Source organism: Mesorhizobium sp. WSM4821, from assembly GCF_055901555.1.
On the sequence record NZ_CM148371.1, the window covers coordinates 5,844,989 to 5,864,141 of the forward strand.

Annotated in this window: 17 protein-coding genes and 2 pseudogenes; 14 read left to right on the forward strand and 5 right to left on the reverse strand. The window is 60.6% G+C overall.

From position 1 onward, the window contains the following. The first annotated feature begins 1 nt into the window (after position 1). Together tssM and tagF are read left to right on the forward strand one after the other, a co-directional pair. On the forward strand, positions 2–3,538 hold the full coding sequence (gene tssM, locus AC0NID_RS28620; RefSeq protein WP_473455808.1) for a type VI secretion system membrane subunit TssM: 3,537 nt from the start codon (positions 2–4) through the stop codon (positions 3,536–3,538). Beyond that, positions 3,520–4,062, forward strand: coding sequence for a type VI secretion system-associated protein TagF (tagF, locus tag AC0NID_RS28625; RefSeq protein WP_473455809.1), 543 nt, complete (start codon positions 3,520–3,522; stop codon positions 4,060–4,062). The genes tssM and tagF overlap by 19 nt, the downstream gene beginning before the upstream one ends. A gap of 91 nt (positions 4,063–4,153) precedes the next feature. Here the strand turns inward: tagF and AC0NID_RS28630 are convergent, their stop codons facing one another. Continuing rightward, positions 4,154–4,408, reverse strand: a complete 255-nt coding sequence (locus AC0NID_RS28630) for a hypothetical protein (RefSeq protein ID WP_474033354.1) — start codon at positions 4,406–4,408, stop codon at positions 4,154–4,156. Between the two features lie 330 nt (positions 4,409–4,738). Between AC0NID_RS28630 and AC0NID_RS28635 the strand changes: the two are divergent. From AC0NID_RS28635 to AC0NID_RS28680, 10 genes and pseudogenes are all read left to right on the forward strand, one after another. Continuing rightward, positions 4,739–5,228: pseudogene (locus tag AC0NID_RS28635) on the forward strand (substrate-binding domain-containing protein); the annotation flags it as partial. A gap of 216 nt (positions 5,229–5,444) precedes the next feature. Then, on the forward strand, positions 5,445–6,605 hold the full coding sequence (locus tag AC0NID_RS28640; protein ID WP_473455810.1) for a HEAT repeat domain-containing protein: 1,161 nt from the start codon (positions 5,445–5,447) through the stop codon (positions 6,603–6,605). A gap of 12 nt (positions 6,606–6,617) precedes the next feature. After that, positions 6,618–7,655, forward strand: a complete 1,038-nt coding sequence (locus AC0NID_RS28645; protein ID WP_473455812.1) for a DUF2169 family type VI secretion system accessory protein — start codon at positions 6,618–6,620, stop codon at positions 7,653–7,655. A gap of 134 nt (positions 7,656–7,789) precedes the next feature. Further along, complete coding sequence (locus AC0NID_RS28650) at positions 7,790–8,674, forward strand: hypothetical protein (protein ID WP_473455813.1); 885 nt, start codon at positions 7,790–7,792, stop codon at positions 8,672–8,674. Further along, on the forward strand, positions 8,671–9,063 hold the full coding sequence (locus tag AC0NID_RS28655; protein ID WP_473455814.1) for a DUF4150 domain-containing protein: 393 nt from the start codon (positions 8,671–8,673) through the stop codon (positions 9,061–9,063). The genes AC0NID_RS28650 and AC0NID_RS28655 overlap by 4 nt, the downstream gene beginning before the upstream one ends. 9 nt (positions 9,064–9,072) lie before the next feature. Beyond that, complete coding sequence (locus tag AC0NID_RS28660) at positions 9,073–9,639, forward strand: hypothetical protein (RefSeq protein WP_473455815.1); 567 nt, start codon at positions 9,073–9,075, stop codon at positions 9,637–9,639. Between the two features lie 21 nt (positions 9,640–9,660). Next, complete coding sequence (locus AC0NID_RS28665) at positions 9,661–10,587, forward strand: type VI immunity family protein (RefSeq protein ID WP_474033355.1); 927 nt, start codon at positions 9,661–9,663, stop codon at positions 10,585–10,587. After that, entirely contained in the window at positions 10,587–11,318 is a 732-nt protein-coding gene (locus AC0NID_RS28670) for a hypothetical protein (RefSeq protein ID WP_473455818.1), read from the forward strand. The genes AC0NID_RS28665 and AC0NID_RS28670 overlap by 1 nt, the downstream gene beginning before the upstream one ends. A 316-nt stretch (positions 11,319–11,634) precedes the next feature. Next, complete coding sequence (locus AC0NID_RS28675; protein ID WP_473455819.1) at positions 11,635–11,742, forward strand: glycine betaine ABC transporter substrate-binding protein; 108 nt, start codon at positions 11,635–11,637, stop codon at positions 11,740–11,742. Beyond that, positions 11,739–11,948, forward strand: a complete 210-nt coding sequence (locus AC0NID_RS28680) for a glycine betaine ABC transporter substrate-binding protein (RefSeq protein WP_473455820.1) — start codon at positions 11,739–11,741, stop codon at positions 11,946–11,948. The genes AC0NID_RS28675 and AC0NID_RS28680 overlap by 4 nt, the downstream gene beginning before the upstream one ends. 51 nt (positions 11,949–11,999) lie before the next feature. Here the strand turns inward: AC0NID_RS28680 and AC0NID_RS28685 are convergent. The 4 genes and pseudogenes from AC0NID_RS28685 to AC0NID_RS28700 all read right to left on the reverse strand — a co-directional run. Next, positions 12,000–12,119 (reverse strand): annotated as a pseudogene (locus tag AC0NID_RS28685) (IS630 family transposase); the annotation flags it as partial. A 120-nt stretch (positions 12,120–12,239) separates the two neighbouring features. Next, the gene (locus tag AC0NID_RS28690) at positions 12,240–12,425 is read right to left on the reverse strand and encodes a hypothetical protein (RefSeq protein ID WP_473455821.1); all 186 of its coding nucleotides are present in this window, start codon (positions 12,423–12,425) and stop codon (positions 12,240–12,242) included. A gap of 786 nt (positions 12,426–13,211) precedes the next feature. Continuing rightward, positions 13,212–13,640, reverse strand: a complete 429-nt coding sequence (locus tag AC0NID_RS28695) for a DUF6484 domain-containing protein (RefSeq protein ID WP_473455822.1) — start codon at positions 13,638–13,640, stop codon at positions 13,212–13,214. A 9-nt stretch (positions 13,641–13,649) separates the two neighbouring features. Then, positions 13,650–15,977, reverse strand: coding sequence for a type VI secretion system Vgr family protein (locus AC0NID_RS28700; protein ID WP_473455823.1), 2,328 nt, complete (start codon positions 15,975–15,977; stop codon positions 13,650–13,652). A 202-nt stretch (positions 15,978–16,179) separates the two neighbouring features. On the opposite strand from AC0NID_RS28700, the gene tagH reads away from it, so the two are divergent. Next, positions 16,180–17,229, forward strand: coding sequence for a type VI secretion system-associated FHA domain protein TagH (gene tagH / locus AC0NID_RS28705; RefSeq protein ID WP_473455825.1), 1,050 nt, complete (start codon positions 16,180–16,182; stop codon positions 17,227–17,229). 411 nt (positions 17,230–17,640) lie between these two features. Continuing rightward, entirely contained in the window at positions 17,641–19,152 is a 1,512-nt protein-coding gene (gene tssL, locus AC0NID_RS28710) for a type VI secretion system protein TssL, long form (protein ID WP_473455877.1), read from the forward strand. Position 19,153 lies beyond the last annotated feature (1 nt).

Consider the following 19,153-nt stretch of genomic DNA (forward strand, 5'->3'; position numbering starts at 1 on the left):
GATGTTCATCCTGCGCTTCCTGTGGGCGGTTCTGACATCGCGCTGGCTGTGGACGCTGATCGGCATTGCGCTGCTGTCGCTGGTTATCTGGGTGTTCGGCCCGATCGTGAGGGTCGGTGCTTACGAACCCTTCGCCTCGGAAACTGTGCGCATCGTCATCATTGCGCTGCTGGTCATCTTCTGGCTGATCTGGCTGATCGTCGCGCAGCGCCGGGCGATCCGAGCCAATCGCATGTTCGTCGCCGAAATCGCAGCGCCGGCTATCGAAAAACCGCTGAGCCCCGGCGAAGAGAACGTCGCCGCCGTCGGTGCCAAATTCGCCGAGGTGATGGCCGAACTGAAGCGCCGCAAGCTGGGCGGACGCAAGTTCCTGCGCGAGATGCCGTGGTACGTGATCGTTGGACCGCCGGCCACCGGCAAGACGACGGCCTTGCGCCAGTCCGGCCTGAACTTTCCGATCGATCTCACCGACGACCTGCAGGGGATTGGCGGCACGCGCAACTGCGACTGGTTCTTCTCCGAGAACGCGGTTCTGATCGACACGGCGGGCCGCTATGTGCAGCAGGAGAGCCAGCCCGACGTCGATGCGGCGGAATGGCTGGGCTTCCTCGACCTCTTGAAAAAGCACCGCGGCCGCCGGGCGCTGAACGGCGTGATCGTTGCGTTGTCGATCGACGTGCTTTCCGAGGGCGACGAAGCCATCAAGGCTCATGGCCGCAAGATCCGTCGTCGGCTGGCGGAGCTCAACGACCGGCTCGAAATCCGCCTTCCGGTCTATCTGATGCTGACCAAGGCCGATCTGATCAAGGGGTTCGAGGCTTTCTTCGGCGGTCTGTCGACGGCCTCGCGCGAGCAGGTGTGGGGGACGACCTTTGCGCTGGATGCGCGTGTGGACGCAAAGACCATAGAGCGGGAAATCGCCACACTTGCGACGGAACTCGAGCGGCGGCTGGTGCCGCGCCTGGAGGACGAGGACAAGCTCGCCACCCGCGCCGAGATCTTCAGATTCCCCGCCCAGCTCACAAGCCTGTCCGAGCCGATCCAGGTGCTGATCGAGGCGATGTTCGGCGAAAGCCGGTACGAGGAAGCTGCCTGGCTGCGCGGCCTCTATCTGACGTCGGCAACCCAGGAAGGCGCGCCCATCGACCGGCTGACCGCGGCGCTGTCTTCATCCTTCGGTCTTCCGCCGCGGCGGGCCATGCCGGCGCCGCGCGTTGAAAAACGCAGCTTTTTCCTGAAGAACCTGCTGACCGAGGTCATCTTCAGGGAAGCGGGCCTGGGAACGTTCGACCCGCTGGCGCAGCGCCGTCGCGCCTGGATCTGGCGTGGGGCGGCCGCAGCATGTGCCGCCGTGGCCCTGTTGGCCGGTGCTGTGTTCACCTGGTCCTACATTGACAACCGAAATGCCATCACCGCGCAGGCGAGCCAGTTCGAGGCGCTGCAGGCGCCACTGACCGCGGCAGCGGCAAGTCCGGCATCGGTGGAGCAGCCCGCCATCGACGGCGCGCTCAATGCGATGGCCGAGGTCGTAAATGCGCGAACGGCACCGCCGAGCAGCGCCCAGGATGTGCTGGGGCCATCGGCCTCGGCGGAGCTGCTGCGGGCGCAGGCCGACACTTACGACCACGCCCTGCGCAACATTCTCGAGCCGCACATGGTGGCTCTGCTCGAGGCGACGATGTGGCGGCAGATCCGCGACCCGGATTTCATGCTGGGAGCGCTGAAAACCTATCGCATGATGACGGGCCTGTCGCAGATGGATGCCGATTTCGTCCAGAACTGGTGGGTCAACGACTTGCCCGAATTCGCACCGGCGGCGCCCTTTCCGACCACCGACGCGGAAGAGCACCAGCTTGCCGCGATCCGTCGAATGGCGGTCGACGACAGCTACACCGCCCCGGATCAGGCGCTGGTTGCCGAGGCGCTGAAAACCGTTTGCACGATTTCGTTGCCGGCACGCGCCTACAGGCAGTTGCTGGCCGACCCGGCGGTGGCCGAGCTCAAGGAATGGATCCCCGCGAATTTCGCCGGTCCCAACGGCGCCAAGGTTTTTGCACGGCGTTCCGACAAGACGCTGCGCGTCGGCATTTCGGGCGCATTCACCTATTCGGGCTTTCACGATGCCATTCTCGACCGGGTCGAGGACGTCGCGGCGCAGGCGGCGCTGGACCGGGCGGTCTTCGCCGGCGGCTGCTCGGAGAATGCGGAAACCTCCGTCTCGGCGCTGTCCGAGGATATTCTGAAGCTCTATTACGAGGACTATATCGCGCAATGGGACAGTTTCCTGCGCGATATGAGGCTCGCGCCGTTGTCCGACCTGAATGTCGCCAGCGAGAACCTCAAGGATCTTTCAAGCGCCGACTCCGCGCTGAAGCGCCTGCTTACGGCAGTCGTTCAGGAGACCGAGCTTACCCGATCCGATGAGGCGCCGGCCGATAACAAGGCAGCGGCCAAGGGCGGCTCGAAACTGCTCGGCAAGCTCGGCAAGCTTGGCAAGATCGTGAAAACGGGGGCAAAGCTGCTGCCGCGCGCAGGCTCGGCCAGCGAGGTGGATCTTACCGGTAGTCTGGTGGCCGAACACTTCAAGCCACTCAAGGGCGCCATCGCCGAGGTTGACGGCCAGCCGCCGGCACTCGACGCCGCGGTGGTGGCGCTGACGGCACTTTCGAACGTGCTGCAGACGGTCACGGCCAATCCCGACCCTCAGGACGCCATCAAGAAGCAGGGTGGCCTCGCCGAACTGACGGGAGCAGTCGCCAGACAAGCGCAGATCCTGCCCGATCCGATCGACGACTGGCTCGGCGGCATCGCCGGCGACACCAGCGGCCTGACACAGAAGGCAGTCACCTCGGAGCTCAACGCCATCTGGCGCGCCGATATCCTGCCGTTCTGCCAGGCGGCGCTGAACGACCGTTATCCTTTCAGCCCGGAAAGCGCGGTCGACGTCAATGTCCGCGATTTCGCCCGCCTGTTCGGGCCGGCCGGGATGATCGACGCCTTCATCAACGACCACCTGATCAGCTATGTCGATACCGCCAGCCAGCCGTGGAAATGGCGCGCCGACTTCGGCCTTGACCCGGCGGCCCTGGCGGCGTTCGAACAGGCGAGGCGCATCCGCGACGATCTCTTTCCAGGTGGTACGGGCCCGGTGATGAGCTTCACGCTCGAACCCAAGGATCTGTCTCCCAACGTCACGCGCGTGACGCTCAATCTCGATGGCCAGAACCTCGTCTACTATAACAACGCGACCCGGCCGCAGCCGATGACCTGGCCCGGCAAGGACGGCACCGGCGTCATCTCGCTCGCCTTCCAGCCGATCGACGGCTCGCCAGAAATCATGCTCAACGAGACCGGCAGCTGGGCGTGGCTGAGGATGCTGCGCAGCGGCCGTTTCACCGGCACTTCGCTGACGGATGTCTACAGCCTGCGATTGGGAACGAAAGGCATGTACGCCGATTTCGAGCTCAAGGCGGCCAGCGTCGAAAATCCCTACAATCTGGAGATGTTCAAGAAATTCTCATGTCCACCGCAGATATGATCCTGCCCGGCTTTTACGGCAAAATGCCCGCCACCGGCGATTTCGTCACGCGGCGGCTGCCGGGGGATTTTGTCCGCGCCTGGGACCGCTGGCTCGCGCAGCATCTCGTGCCGCTGATCGGCTCGGAATCTTGGCCGGGCAATATGGCGTTGCGCTTCCTGGCCGGCCCGGCTTCTTTCGGCTCCTCGGCAGGCATTATTCTGCAGAGCGCCGACAGGGTCGGCAGGCAGTTCCCGCTGAGTGTCGTCGCGCAGCTTCCTGACGCATCCGTTCAGCTGGCTCGCGCCGACGGATGGTTTTCCAGGATCGAAGAGGCTGCCATCGCCGCCCAGCAGGGCGAACTGACGCCTGACGAACTGGATACCGCTTTGGCCGCATTGCCGTTGCCGCCGGTCGAGCAGGACGGAGACACTATCGACGAAATGGTGATGTGGACTGCCCGCTCCGACATTTTCGACATCGATCCGCAATCTCCGCAAGCGACTTTGGAGCAGATCTTCGCCACAAGCTGGGAGACCAGCTGATGCGAACGAATTTTGACGACATGTAATTTTGAAGGCCCGCTGTTTCACCATCGCGTAAGGATGCGTGTTTTCAAATGTGGATCCTGTCCAATCAGACACCATTCGCCGCCCAGGAAAGCTGAACGCGTGACGAACGCGGCCACGAGGTCTGGCTGGTCGCAATCAAGGCGCCTTCCAGCTTCCGGGAAAGGCCTTCCGCAATCATCCACACCACGCGCGCGTAGACCTTCGCGCGCCCTTTGTCGTGGAGGTCCTTGGCACGTCCGAGAAGCATGTCGAGCGTCAGGTGGCTGGCGCGGATATGCTTGATGCAGGTAGAAATAAGCTTGTGATAGTGTTTGATCACGACAGGCTCCAGAGCCATGGTGATCTCATCGTAACTTTTGCCGTCGTTGAGCAGATCCTCTCGGATCTCGAACTCACGGCCGACATGATGGTCACTTCTTCTTCCTTTTGGGCGCTATCTGTTCGAGCGCATCCTCTTGGGAGACCGCGAGGTTGCCGCTCATCTCGACCGACGACAGGCGCGGGTGGACGAGGGAGCCGCAGCCTTTGCCGCCTCGAACCGCGCTGCTACGTGGCCATCAGTGTCGCGGAGGATTGTCAGCATGGACTCGAGCGGCGTCAGGCCACTCTCTCGAATTACCTTGCGCTGGGCCGCCGTGTTCTTGTTCAGAGAACCGGCAAGTACATTGCCGCCACCACGCCGAATGCTGAAGTCGTCGTCGTTCGCGGTTTCCCGATTCCGATTGACCAGCAGCGACAGGATGGTTTCGACAAGGGTATTGCCGGTTCCGGCGTCAAGATCCTCGACCGCCAGTTGGGCAATTGAAGCCGCGACGACGCGTTCAAGGTGATGCAGGACTTCCTGACCAAGTATCCGAAGATCGACGTCGTCTGGTGCCAGGACAACGACATGGCAGTCGGCGTGCTGACATCCAGTATGTCATCGCCGGCGTCGGCTCCAAGGACATGGTCAAGAAAGCCATGGACGGCGACAAGATGATCCCGGTCGACGTGCTGTATCCGCCGGCGATGGTCGGCACCGCGATGGAACTCACCGCTGCCGCGCTCCTCGATCAGGTTCCGGTCAACGGATCCTCGATGCCACCCTGGTCACCAAGGACAACGCCAAGAACTTCTCCTTCCCGGATTCGCTGTTCTGATCCGGCGCACACGCACGATCTGAAGATCTAAAGTCTCCGATGTCGGTGATGGAGCGAAGGCGACTTCGCTCCATCAGCATTTGTCACCGGCTCACATCGCTCGAACATGCTGATTTATGTCGAACGACAGCAAGAGCGCGCCTGTATGCACGAGTTCAATTGCAACGGGGCGAGGTCGTGCGATAGGGTGTGACGTCCAATCGGGTAGACGTCGCGATGTCGGGTAACTCACCGCATAGTTGGCAGAGCGAAAAGAGACCCGCGATACCGGAAATCGTACGCGGTCATATCGAAAACGGGGCAAGTCTCTGGGTCCAATATCAGGAACTACGCGAAGCGCTTCCCGAAGATGACATCATCGTTCAGCGCGCCTGGCGCCGGTTGTCCGCGAACCTGCGTGGCGCCGAACTGTCCGGTGATCTTGGATGGGAACTGTCGCTCGCCCAAGCCGAAGATTTTTCGGAGGCTGGCGAATTCTTCATTCTCACATGGCTGGCCCTGGTGGTTTCCGACCGTCAGCGGCTCGGCAAGGTAATCGATCTGGTCTCCGACAATCCCGAATCGATTGTCGGTGTGAATGGTGCGGTCACCCTCGCACCGGCAAAATGGCTTTCGCCTTTCGTGCAGGGTTGGCTGGAATCGCCGCAATGGCCTGCGCGAGTGGCGGCGCTTGCCGCATGCGCACGGCATGAGCAAGATTTGGGCTCCAGACTTCCTGTTCTGCTTTCGGACCGGCATCCGGAAGTCAGGATGCATGCAGTACGTCTTCTCGCCCGAACAGGCGCTTTCGAGCCGCAGTTGCTAGCCGAGTTGAAGATCGACAAAAATCTGAACGTTCGGCTGGAGGCAGCTCTTTTGCTCGCTGAGTCCGGTGATCGCGAAGGGGCGCTGGAGGTCCTCAAGGCATTGGTCGAAGATCCGAAGACTGTGGACGCTTTGGCGCAACGGGCTCTCGACCGGGCGGCAACGCTGGCTGACGATGACGAAATCCAGGAATGGGTGCGCACGATGCTCGCGAAAGGCGATCTGGATGCGCAGGCCATTCGTGCCGTCGGGATCCATGGCGATGCCGCGTCATGGCCGTGGCTGATCAGCCAGATGGAGAACGGGGCGACAGCCGAAATCGCGGGATTCGCCGCCTGCGACATGCTGGGTTGCGAGTTGACCATCGGCACGTTTTTCACGGACGATCCTATGCGGGTCTCCGATGAAGTCGCCGCGCAATGTGATCTGGATTTCGCCATCCTTCCGGACGTCCAGCAGTTTCGGATCGCGCTGGCCACCGAACGATTGTCGCCTCTGCTTGGCGAGGAGCGATCGCTGCGGGCGCGGACCCTCGATCGCTACCGCGCCGAAGCGCGTAGCGCTCCCGCCTGAGCGCCTGACGTCATGTGGATCCTTAACAACAATACTCCGTTCGCCGCCAACCATACTTTCCTTGCCGGCCGCGAGGGCGCGGACAATTATGTGCTCTGCGTCAAGGCGACCTACGACGTCGACGATGATGGCCTGTGCCAGCCTTCAGGGGTGCAGGTGCCGCCCGACTATGCTCCGCGACACCTCGACCCGTCGAAGCCTTCAACTATGCTTGCCGACACCGACTTCGACTTCATGAAACCCGGAACCGACATCCTGGTGATCGGAAATGCGGTCAATCCCGACCCGGAGTCCCGCCGGGAGGTTGATATCGGCTTCAGCGTCGGGTCGGTCAGCAAGCGGCTGCGGGTTGTTGGCGAGCGTATCTGGCTTCACGGCGCGGTTTCTCCCGTCCTGTCTTCGCCAGCGCCATTCAGGGAATTGCCTGTAGTTTGGGAAAACACCTTTGGCGGCATCGCATGGCCGGAGGACGGTAGCCATGTCGATTCACGGAACCCGATTGGCACTGGACTCGCAAGCGGAACCAAGGGAATTGAAGGCCTGAAGGCGCCGTCGGTTTTCGTTCCAGGCGAAGCTTACTCGAGTTGGAACCATCGGCCGCGGCCTGCTTCCTTCTGTGCCGTCGAAAGACATTGGATGCCCCGCCGTCAGTATGCGGGCACATACGACGATGACTGGGTCAAAAATCGCGCGCCGCTTTGGGCAAGAGATCTCGATGACCGCTACTTCATGGCAGCACCCGCGGACCAACAATGCTACCCCTACCTCAACGGCAACGAAGAGGTCCGGGTCATCAACATGACCACCTCCGGCTTCCTGGGCTTCAAACTTCCAGTTTTCCGCCCCTATGCCGACCTCACCATCAACAGATCCACCAAGCAGATGAGGCTGCATATCTCGACGCTTACGATATTCCCCACGCAGCGGCGATTTTCCGTCAGTTGGTCAGGATCGCTGGACTGTCAGGGATACCGCGAACGCATCTTGAGCATTGACGTCTGGGATAAGCCCGTCGTTCGTGCAATCTCCGTTTCCGGGAGCCGTTCTTGAGCGAAATCGTCGCCATGGGAGCCTGCACTCCTATCGGTCTTTGGGCAGAGGCCGCCGCCGCTGCGTATTTCAGCGAGATTTCCGGTATCCAGCTTCACCCTCGCTTCATCGATGCTGGTGGAGAGCGCGTCAGCATGGCCTTCGTCGAGGCAGTCGAAAGCACACGCGAGGCGGATAGAATGGCGGAACTCGCCCTGGCCGCCATTCGCGACATGCTCACCCAACCGGATGCGGGAGGTCAGGAAGCGGACCTGCTTTTGTCTCTGCCTGCCTACCGGCCCGGATTCGGTCCCGAAGACGCGCGTGCGCTCGTGGAGAAAATCCGAGGCTCGGTCGAATCTGCATTCTCGCTCGGAGAAGTGGTGACGGGCCAATACGATCAGGCTGGCGGCGTCATGGCGATCGCCACGGCAATGAACCGGATCGCCAACGGCGGCCGGCGCCATTGCATCGTCGTCGCCACAGACAGCTACATCGGCGCCGACGCGCTGGACTGGATCGAGGCGCACCAGCGTCTCAAGACGGATACCAACCCCTTCGGTTTGATACCAGGCGAAGCGGCGGCCGCGATGCTTGTGGGACCCGCGACATCGCGGAACCGCGTGCAGGTAATCGGCGGCGGGCTGACACGGGAGATCGCAGATGAGTCGCCGGGACCCTATCTCGGCCGGGCATTGTCGCGCGCCTTGCTTGATGCGACAGCCCCCCTTGCCCAGCGTGAAACGCCGATCCGACATCTGTTTGTGGATTTGAACGGCGAGATCTGGCGTACGGACAGTTTCGGCAACGCTCTTATGAGAGCTTCTTCGCGGTTTGCACTGGACGAAAGCTTTAATGTCACGGCAAATCGCGTTGGCGAGACCGGTGCGGCCTTCGGAGTGCTGGCAGGGATCCTAGCTGCAGTCGGCCGCAGGACCGGTATGCTTGAGGGACGTTTCGCCTGCATTTGCGGATCTGCAACGTCCGGCGGCGCAAGAGCCGCTGTTCTGCTGGACCTGGGAGAAGGACCAACACAATGAGCGTGACAGTCGCGATCAACAATCTCAGCCTTGCGCATAAGGGCTCGAACGGCATTGCGATGGCCACGGCGCCCGATGTCTGTAAGACCCCCGCGCCTCCGGCACCTCCCGTTCCCCTGCCCTATCCGAATATTGCTCGGTCGGACTCGCTCAGCGGCGGCACGACGACCGTGAAGGCGGATGGCGGCAACATGTGTGCGCATCAGCCGTCGAAGTATGCAAGCAGCAATGGTGATGAGGCCGGCACCCTCGGTGGGGTTGTATCCAACGTCAACATGAAGGCCGCCGAATGGATATCCTTCTCGTTCGACGTGAACCTCCAAGGCAAGGGCGCGTGCAGGCTTTCGGACAAGATGACCAGCAACAACAAGAACACGGTCTGCCTCTAGGACGCTTCGATGCCAAACATACAGATTCCTCTTGCAGGCATGACCGGGGAACAGATGATAGCATGCGTTATCTCATGCTGCGACGAGAAGGCATATCCGTTCAAAGCAAAACGGGACGCCGCAGCAAGCTGCCAGCGAATGGCGAACAGAAAGCATTCCTGCGTTGCTCACCAGCTGCGCGAAAAGACGGAGTCCGGCAAGCTGACGACCAAAAATCGCGCCGAGGACAAGGTGCGCGCCTCGCCCCGGCAGAAAATCAAAGGGAAAATGCGCATCCCCGACACCGCGGTGAAGAATCCCAAGACCGGAAAATGGGACATCGTCGACGCCAAATTCCCGTGCGACTCTAAAGCGCTCAACAAGAAACTGGATCCACAAGGCACCGGTCAGGCAGGCCGCGCTACAAAGTTGTCAATGAAATCCATCGGCAAATCGGGAAAATCGATGATGACCGCAAAAGAAAAAGGCGACTACAATGACTTCAAGGTCGACGGCACGAAAGTAGACAAGGTGCGTTGTATGACGCCGCAGGATGCGCAAGCCAAAAAGGGCAATTGTGACTGCACCAATGTATAGTCTTTGCGGAAGGACGTAGGCGTGGAACCGTCAAGTTTGGAACTTCAATCCGAAGGGCTGCACGAAGTGCGCCACGTATTGGCTATGAATTTTTTCATTGCCGGTCCGTTGCGGGAACAGGCCTCCGCGTTCCTCGCCGCCTACCGGCGCTGGATTTCGGTCGTCGGCGAGAAACGCTTTCGGTTTTACGCGACCGAGACGATGAGCAAGCATGCCAAGGTTAACGCCAAGACCCTAGAAATGCTGCCTTCCTGGCTAGCGGAAGCCGGCGCCACGCGAGAATTCATATCGATCGAACTGAAGGATGGCGAAGCCTACAATGATACGCCGCGCTGGATGTTCAAGGTGCACTCGGAGGAAGCGCAATTTGCCGACCCGGAATTCGACCGGCTTGCGCTTCTTCAACTGACCGTGCCAGCTGATGAAGGGCTGCATGAAGTCATACAGGATTATTTTTTCGACACGTGCCATTCGCTGCCGGTTCGATATGCCGCTGCTGGACATGCTCTGCAGACGTCGCCTTATTTCGAAGAGGAGAGCCAGTCCTTCGCGTGGGCCAAATCGATACGCCATCCTGGTCTCGATCTGCTAGTGGGAATCAACGATCTCTGGGCAGTTGGCCGCGATGGCGTCAAAACTGTGAACTGGCTGACCATGATCGACACGGAGTTGGCCGGTGAGCTTGGGGGTACTCCCACGCTCGCCCGATCCGTTTCCAATCCGGTATCCGTGACCGAGCTTCCAACGGGGCTGGTGTTTCGAGCCGACAAGCTGCCGCAACTGGGCGACGTCAATCGGGGTGACACTCTTCCCGGCTACAAACAGGTGGATCAGCTGCTGCGTCCGCTCATCGAGCGCGCTGAGTCACTTGCGAAGAGCTTCGACGTGGAAACCGACGACGGCACCGCCACAGAGCGCTGGTATAACCGGTTCAACACGGCAAGCTGATGCGCGCCATTCTCCCCGGTCAGCCCGTATTGGACGGACGTTTCCTGTTTCAGGCAACCGCCGCTGAAGCCGTCGATGGCGCCGAGATCCTTGAGATGTTGAGCGCCGTTGCCGACATCGGCGCTCGGGGTGGTTTCACTGCGGGAGCGATTGCGCCAAAGTTCGTCGTCCACAGGACGAATTTCGATACGCACACGTTTCGAGCCGATCTCGAAATGGCCGCCATCGACGGTCGTTTCCTGGAGTGCCTGCGTTCGAGCTTGGTGGCGTCCGGAAAAACCGATGCGTATATCGCTCTGGAATTACTGGCCGCTGCGAATGGCAACCGCCACGAATTGCCGTATCCCGACGAGGTTGACGGTCGCCCGGTTTACCCCGCGCGTCGGATTAGGCTCCAGTTCGTGTTGACGATCGACGCTACGATAACGTCGCGAATGCGCCGTCTCGTGCTGACAATGAGAGGCCCTCAGTCCCCTACCGACATAGCGGCCGTCGAAGACTGGATAACTCCATGGGCCAACGCTTTAGTAGACGGAGCGTTTGTACTGCCGCATATTGATCCGGAGATTGCCGCCAATGTGTTCGGCGGCGTCCAGCTCTTCGAAGAAGACTCAATTGAAATCGTCGTAGACAGGTTCGACTCCTCCAAGGAGGCCTTCGATGTGCTGATCAATATGCTCGATCGCTTCGCGAGGGATCACGCGGCCATTCGGCGCGTTGATCTATACTGACGTTGCGTAATGCCGAGATTGAGCGGCTATGTCTTCATGGTGGCGTGGCATGATGGAGTTTTTTACCCTTTTGGAGGAGCGATTGGCATGATCGGACCTGCCTTTTTTCTCCGCGCTCCATCAGATTGGCACATCTTCAACAGGGGTCACACCTGTTTTCCAATAAGCCAAGGGCTGCGGCCATCGGCCTCGCAGCCACTCTGATGGCAGGCGCGTCAGTGCATGCCGAGCCGGTCAAGATCGGCAGCAAGAACTTTACCGAGCAGTTCATCGTCGCCGATATCTACGCGCAGGCGCTGGAAAGGCCGGCATCGAGGTGGAGAAACGCCTCAACCCAGGCGCAACGCAGATTGCCCATACCGCGCGGACCAGCGGCGAGATCGATCTTTATCCGGAGTACACCGGCACCGCGCTCGCCGGGTGAAGGGCGAGCTGACCAGCGATGACGACCAGATCTACAGCACCGTCAAGAAGTACTATGAGGACAGCCTGCAGCTGACGCTGCTGAAGCCGACCGCGATCAACAACGGTTACGCGATCATCCTGCTGCCGGAGAAGGCCGAGGAGTTCAAGCTCAAGACGCTGAGCGATCTCGGACCCGCCTCCAATCAACCCTTCGGATGCGCGTGAGTGCAACGAATTTGTCGCCGCCTATAAAGCTTAGTTAAAAGCGTGTCGCGATTAATTTGCCTCATATCCGGCAGCTTTGAAGAAGTTTCTGCATTCGGCCGGCTCGAACAGGAGGCAGATATCGCCGAGAGCCTCGCAGAGTGCGTCGAAGGTTCTGGCCGCCTTCAGGCGCCCGATATTTGAGCGGTGCACGCTCACACCACGCACTTCAAGCTCAACGCAAAGCTCATCCAGCGTTAGTTCGCCAGTCTCGGCCAACCGCAAGCGGACAAACTCGGCATGCGGCTCAAGCTAGCCGCCGCCCACATGACCCTGCCGGCGCGCTTCAAGCGAGCCGGTCTGCCTGCGCAGCTTGATCAGATTGTTCACAAAGCGAGGCGAAACGCGGAAATGGCGTGCAGCCTCGCGGTGGCCATGTCGCTCTTCGACACACGCAGCAACACGCCTACGCAACTCAAGCGATAGCGGCTTGCCCATCGCGGTCTCCCTTCAACCGCAATGAATCACGAACTCAAATCAAGGGGAATCTGAATTCTCTAAATCGCGACACGCTTTAGACGAGCTTCACGATAGGTACCGTTCCTGTCTCGCAATAGTTCATCTGTGCCTGTAAATCAGTGGGTTCGTGGATTTCAGTGCACGGTCGTCGCCGCGGTGAATGTTCCGCCTGCCTGCGTCATATCCAGTAACGACTGGGACTGTCCAGGTGCTGAGTACGGAGAGCCTTCGAACCAATGTTACCACCTTGCTAGTGATAATGAGCGTCGGCGCTTAGAGGCAGACAGCGCTCAGATGTACGACTCGCCCCAAGGCGTAATGAAGGATACTGCCGCTGGTGTGCCTGGAGCGGCGGGTTTTGCGGGTCGCAAATTGGCCGATTGGTGGGCAAGGCAGAGTAGCTCGTCGGCAAGGCACTAATCCAATCCGGTCGGCAAAGGTGTTTGGGTACGGTAGCAAAGCATCTGCAAGAATGTATTAGACACGTCAAAAGACCCCAACGAACGTGCTGAGCTACTGGCGCTGCTATTTAACACGAATGGGAACTTGATATCACGGCAGATGACAGCGGTAGCAGTGCGAGGGGTGTCACAAGCGGGCCGAGAGTTAAGTTAACATACTAGACAATGAGCTGCATCGGTTCTCCACCGCGCTTCCGCTACGATGAACGGCCAAGCGGCAGGTCCAGCGATCCACAGGCCAGGTCGGGTACTATTTGCCGCCCCGGCGCGCCTTCCGTATTCGGCTTCTTGGCTGCGGCCAACATCAGTTGAGGTCGATCGATCCGCCACGGATACGATTGGCGGCGCTCGCCTGGCTGGTGACAAAGGTGCCACGAATGGTGATGCGACCGCCCTTTTCCATGAGGATCGTCGCCTTGCCGCAACGCAATTCGATGCGCTCCTCGCCGATGATGCGAATGCGCTCGCCGTCGCGCACGACCTGCGGCGAGGACGCCTTGCGAGCCGGCTCTACGATGCGGCCGACGATCAGCGGTTTGATGGGGTCGCCCTCCTGAAACAGCAAAGCCACCTCTGAGCCGACCATCTCGGACGTCAGTTCGGTTAGACTGCGCGCAGGCAAGGCTGTCTCCTCAGGGTTGCCGGGGAATACCACCATCGGCAACGCGGCGTCGTCGAAACCAAGAAAGATGCCGATCACCACACCGTCAATGCGTTCGCGAACGTCACTCATAGCTGCACCTCAATTCTCGCTGATCTTCGAGCCCTTCATCGCGATATCGCTCGACGCCTTGATGCTGATCTTGCCCGACGCCTTGACCGAAATATCCTTGCCCTCGATCGCGATCGTGCCGTCTTTCTTCATCATGATCTTTGCCGATCCAGTCTGGATCAGGATCTCGTCCCCTGCGTCTATGACCAGCTTCTTGCCTACCTTGATCGAGCTATTCCCGCTGACGCTGATCGAACTGTCCTTTGCGACACTGAGGGAATGAGCACCCCCTACGCTTGTGGAATCGTCGGCCGCGATGCTGGCGCTACGGGCGGCGCCGACGCTGAAAGTCTGGGCGCTGCCAACGGTAACACTCTGGTCGGCTGCGACGTTGACCGTTTGCCCCGCACCGATCGCCCAGCTGTCAGCGGCGGCGATGTTGTGGGACTGTGCCGCGCCCACCGTCACCGAGCGCGAGCCGCCGATAGTGTTGGTCTGCACCGCCCCAACGCTTCGGGTTTCAGAAGCGCCCACTGAATCGATGCGCGCCGCACCAACCGTGATCGTCTGGACGATCGCAACGGTCTGCATGTGGTTGGCGCCGATGGTCTCAGTAGAGTTCGCGCCAATGCCGATCGTCTCGTTTGAACCTACCGTCAGAGAGCGATTGACACCCACCGTCTCGGTGTCGTTGTTGCCGATATCCGTGGTCTGGTCGACCCCGACCTTGACCGTCTTGTTGTTGCCGACGTCCTCGTCGAGATTGTGGCCGACGGAGTGCTTGGCGTCGTTGTCGATGCGGTCCGACTGGTCGTGCTGCACCAGCTTGGTGCGGTCGTTCTTGATCAGAAGGTTATGATCCTTCTGCGCCTGGAAATTGACCAGTTCGGATCCGGCCTTGTCCTCGAACATCAGCTCGTTGTAACCGCCGCCGCCTTTCGACGAGTCCGACTTCCAGCCGGATTGCGTGGCGCTCCCAGGCAGCCCGTAAGGCGGCATCTGGGAGGCGTTGTAGACGCGGCCCGTGATGATCGGCAGATCCGGGTCGCCCTCGATGAAATCGACAATCACCTCCTGGCCGATGCGCGGGATTTGGATGAAGCCCCAGCCGCTGCCGGCCCAGGTCTGCGAGACCCGCACGAAGCATGAGCTGTTCTGGTCCTTCTTGCCCAGACGGTCCCAGTGGAACTGGACCTTCACCCGGGCATATTTGTCGGTGAATATCTCCTCACCTGAGGGGCCGACCACCGTCGCCGTCTGTGGGCCGCGCATGATCGGCCGCGGGGTGATCCGCGGCGGACGGTAGGGCAAGGCGGTCGGGGCCACGCCCAGGATCACCTTGAAGTTCTCGCTTTCGACGTCGGCAAGGGCCCTGTAACCCGGATCGAACAGCCGGTATTCGGCGCTGACCACCAGATACTCCTGGTTCTGGTCCTCGCGCGGAAAGCCGTCCAGGTTGAACGTGCAGCCCGAATACAGGCCACGCACGGTTCCGACTGCGGCGATGCGCTGGTGCACGGCTTGAATTTCCTCGCGCCGGATTGCCGCCAGGCTGTCGCCGCGTCCCACTTCGAGATGCGCGCCGGGCTGGCGGTAATTCTCGCCCGCCGCCAGTTTGTGGCCGAACGGCTGGGCGGACTTGGCCATGAGGTCGGCGCCCGGCTTCTCGAAATCATAGTCGGTATGGACATAGGCACCTGGCCGCACCGTACTGCCTGGAATCCATTCGGTGATGTATTCGACATCGCGCCGCGAGCCCTGCCCTTCAAAGTGATAAGGCACCTTCTCATAGCCGGGCGCCGGCTTGAGTTTGCTCATGGCATCGGCGAGCACAAGCGTGTGCTTGCCCTCGTCATGCTCGAAGAAATACAGGATGCCTTCGTGCTCGAGCAGCCGCTGCACGAAATCGAGGTCGGTTTCGTCATACTGGACGCAGTACTCGCGCGGCGGGTAAGACCCTTGCAGGCGTTTCTCGAATTTTGCCGTGCTGTATTTCGAGAAGACCTCCTCGATGATTTCGATGACGCTCATGTTCTGGAAAATGCGGCAGTCTGTCGTATTTCCGAGAAACCAGAGCCACGGCCTGACGATTGCTTCGTAATATGCCAGACGGTCCTCGATCCGGGTCAGCCGAAACTCGGACACCAGGCCACTGAACCAACGTTTCGGATCGGATTCACCTTCGATCGAAACAGCACCGCCCAGCATCTTCAGCGGATCGACATCGGGGCTGCTGCTCACGAAGCCGACCGTATAGGCCAGGCAACGGCTGATCTCATCACGCCCGACAAGGTGCGTGAAGGTCAACAGGTCAGAGCCAACCGGCGTCTGCACAACCGTGGCACGTTCGTTCGGCATGGGTCGTGCCCCTCCCGCCGCTCGTTTCTGACTGAGCCTAGCACATGTCTTGCAACGACCAAAGGGGACCGCTTGGTGGGCTGCAGCGTGGTTAACTTTAGAATCATCGGCTTGAATGCCTCTGTGCCGCGCGCTCGCAAATTGCTGGTATAATGGAGTATCTTGGGCGAGGTTGCCCGACAGGCGATCGACGGCGATTTGAATGTTCATCAGGCTGCAGATCAACAATGTCGACTCGGTGCCCGCCGGTATGTCGACCGGCTACTCAGCTCGTGATCGCAGCTTCGAAATCGGCCGCGAGGCCTGTGACTGGACGTTGCCCGACCCGGACAAGTTCATCTCCGGCCGACACTGCGACGTTCGCTACGAGGCAGGCGCGTTCTGGCTGCACGATGTCTCGCGCAATGGGACCTTCATCAACGGATCGACCCATCGCATCGCCGGCCCGCACCGGCTCGGCCATGGCGACCGCCTGCTGATCGGCCGCTACGTCATCCTGGTATCGATCGACGACGAGCGCGCCACGACAGGCGCTCAAAACAGGCACGGTTCGACGCAACGAGAAATGCCGGTCACGACAGGCCGCCCGCTGGACTTCGGAGACGAGCCCTTCTTCAATCCGCTAGAGCAGCGGCCCGGGCAGCGACAACCGGCACCGACGTCTTCGCCGCCCACGCCCCTCCCGAGGGACGAGGTGCTGCGGGAAATCGCGATCGCAGCCGGCATCCCGCCGGAAATGCTTCAATCGCGTGATCCGAATGAAGTCGCTGCCGAAATCGGCGCGGTGCTGCGGACGGTGGTCGAGGAACTGGCCTTGCTGCTGAAGGCACGTGCGGCTGCGAAAATACTGGCCAAGAGCACGCACCGGACGATGATCAGTGCTGCGGATAACAATCCCCTGAAGTTCGTCCCGGGAACCGACGACATCCTTGAAATCATGTTCGCACGGCGCAGGGCCGGCTATCTCGATGCCAGGCACAGTATCGAAGATGCCTTCCGCGACCTCAAGACCCACGAATTCGCCACCTACGCAGCCATGCAGGCTGCGCTCTCCCGGCTGCTTGACGACCTGTCGCCCGAGGCGATCGGCAGAAAACTCCCACCCACGTCATTCACCTCGAAGAAGAGCCTGGCTTGGGACGCCTTTGTCGCCAAATGGCGAACCATGGAGGAAGCGCACGAAAACGGAATGCTGGACATATTCCTGGCCTATTTCAGTGAAGCCTATGCCAAAGCCGACAAGCAAAAATAGGCCGGGAAGACAGAACCTGGCGCATGCCTTGGAAATCGGACCGGTTTGCCGGACTGACCTGGGGCTGCGGAACGGATCATTTACCAAGTGGAAAGTATTAGAGCGTCCTTTGCGAGCCCAGGCGACGCAGCGCTGTAATTGGCGAAGAAAAATCCTTTCGCCGCCCGGCATCTGGTTCCAATCGACCGTTTCTGAGCTTAGGATTACATACGACAGTTCGCCAGCGGGTTAGGCTGATTGACCTGGGGGTCTGCGGCACATGTCATGTTACGGCGGGATAGTTTTTTGTAGCCGACCTTCCTCCAGACACTGCCCTCGTCAGCAGCGCCTGCGTTTCATGCGCGTGGCCAGGGATCGTTTTGCTTGCCTGTGGCGCAAACGCAGGAACCGGGCGTGGACGGACGTTTGGCGATGAGCTCGAAGGACGATCCTTTCGGCCCGGCGGGCAAGACCGTCATTCGCGCACCGCGCCGCGCGGAAAAATCGGCGCCAGCTCCTCAGGGGCCTGTTCCTGACAGCGGACAGCGTCCCTCGCCGGTCAAGGATTCAACGGTTTTCGATCCGGGTGTCGGTCAGCATATGCCGCCGGGCTGGACATCCGGAACCGTAATTTATCAGGGTGCCCAGCCCGGCGCAGTGACGGAAAACGGCTCCTTCGCGGCGACACCGAAGCCAGGCATTGAGCAGGAGATCCTGCTCAATGCCACGGACAGCGTCAGCTATTGCGCAGCAAACCCGATCCTTGCCGCAGCCGCACCTTTGCTGATGCTGTTTGGCCAGCTCAGGCTCATGCCTGTCGAAAGACAAGCGTTACAACTGTCGGAGCATGTGGCCGAGGCGATTGAAAAACTGGACCGGACAATGGCGAAGTCAGGCGTTCCCGAAGAAGATGCGCGGATCGCAAAATTTGCCCTTTGCGAAACCGCTGACGATCTCATCGGCAACCTGCCTTGGCCCAAGAAAGACGCCTGGGCGCAGCACAGCATGCTGTCGCAGTTCTTTCATCTCGCGCCCACCGGAACGGGCTTCTTCGAAGCGCTGAACAAGATACTGGCCAGCCCGGAAACACACTACGATTTGCTCGAACTGATGCATGCCTGCCTGTCTCTGGGATTCGAGGGCCAGTATCGGGGCCTGGCGCGCGAAGACAACAATCTCGAACGCGTTCGGCGCGACGTCTACGAGACGCTTCGCTACTTCAGGGCGCGCGCCGACGAAGACATCTCGCCCCACTGGCAAAGCCTGGCGGTGTCAAGCGCACAGTCGCCGGCCCGGCTGCCGCTGTGGGTCGTTGCGGCCGCAGCGTCGGCGCTGCTGACGGCGGCATTCTTCGCTTTGCGGGCCTTCATCACCAACGAGGGCGAGGCGCTTGCCCGCGGGTTGCTGGCGCTCGATCCTTCGACACCGATCGCTATCGAACGCGCCAGCGTGGTGCCGCTGGCTGAGCCGATGAAGGTTGCCCCGCCCGCCACCACCACCCAGATCGATCGTATCCGTACAGCACTGGCCAAGGATATCGCGCGCGGTGGGCTGGCCGTCGGCACGCAGGGCAGGTTCATTGTGGTTGAGATCAACAACGTCCTGTTGTTCCAGTCCGGCAGGGCCGAGGTGAACCCGGAGTTTCAGCCGATTGCCGCAGACATCGCCGCCGCGCTGGAGCCCGAGCCCGGACCGATCTCGATCGTTGGCCATACGGATAATGTGAAGCCGCGAAAATCGAGCGCATTCAAATCCAATTTCGACCTTTCCGTCGCCCGAGCGAAAGCGGTCGAAGCAATGATGGCGCCGCGGTTCAGCGACCCCTCGCGAATAATGGTCGAGGGCAAGGGCGAAGACGAACCGATCGCCGACAATGCGACACCGGAAGGCCGCGCCCAGAATCGCCGTGTCGACGTGATGATCCCCAAGGAGGAGACGTTGTGAG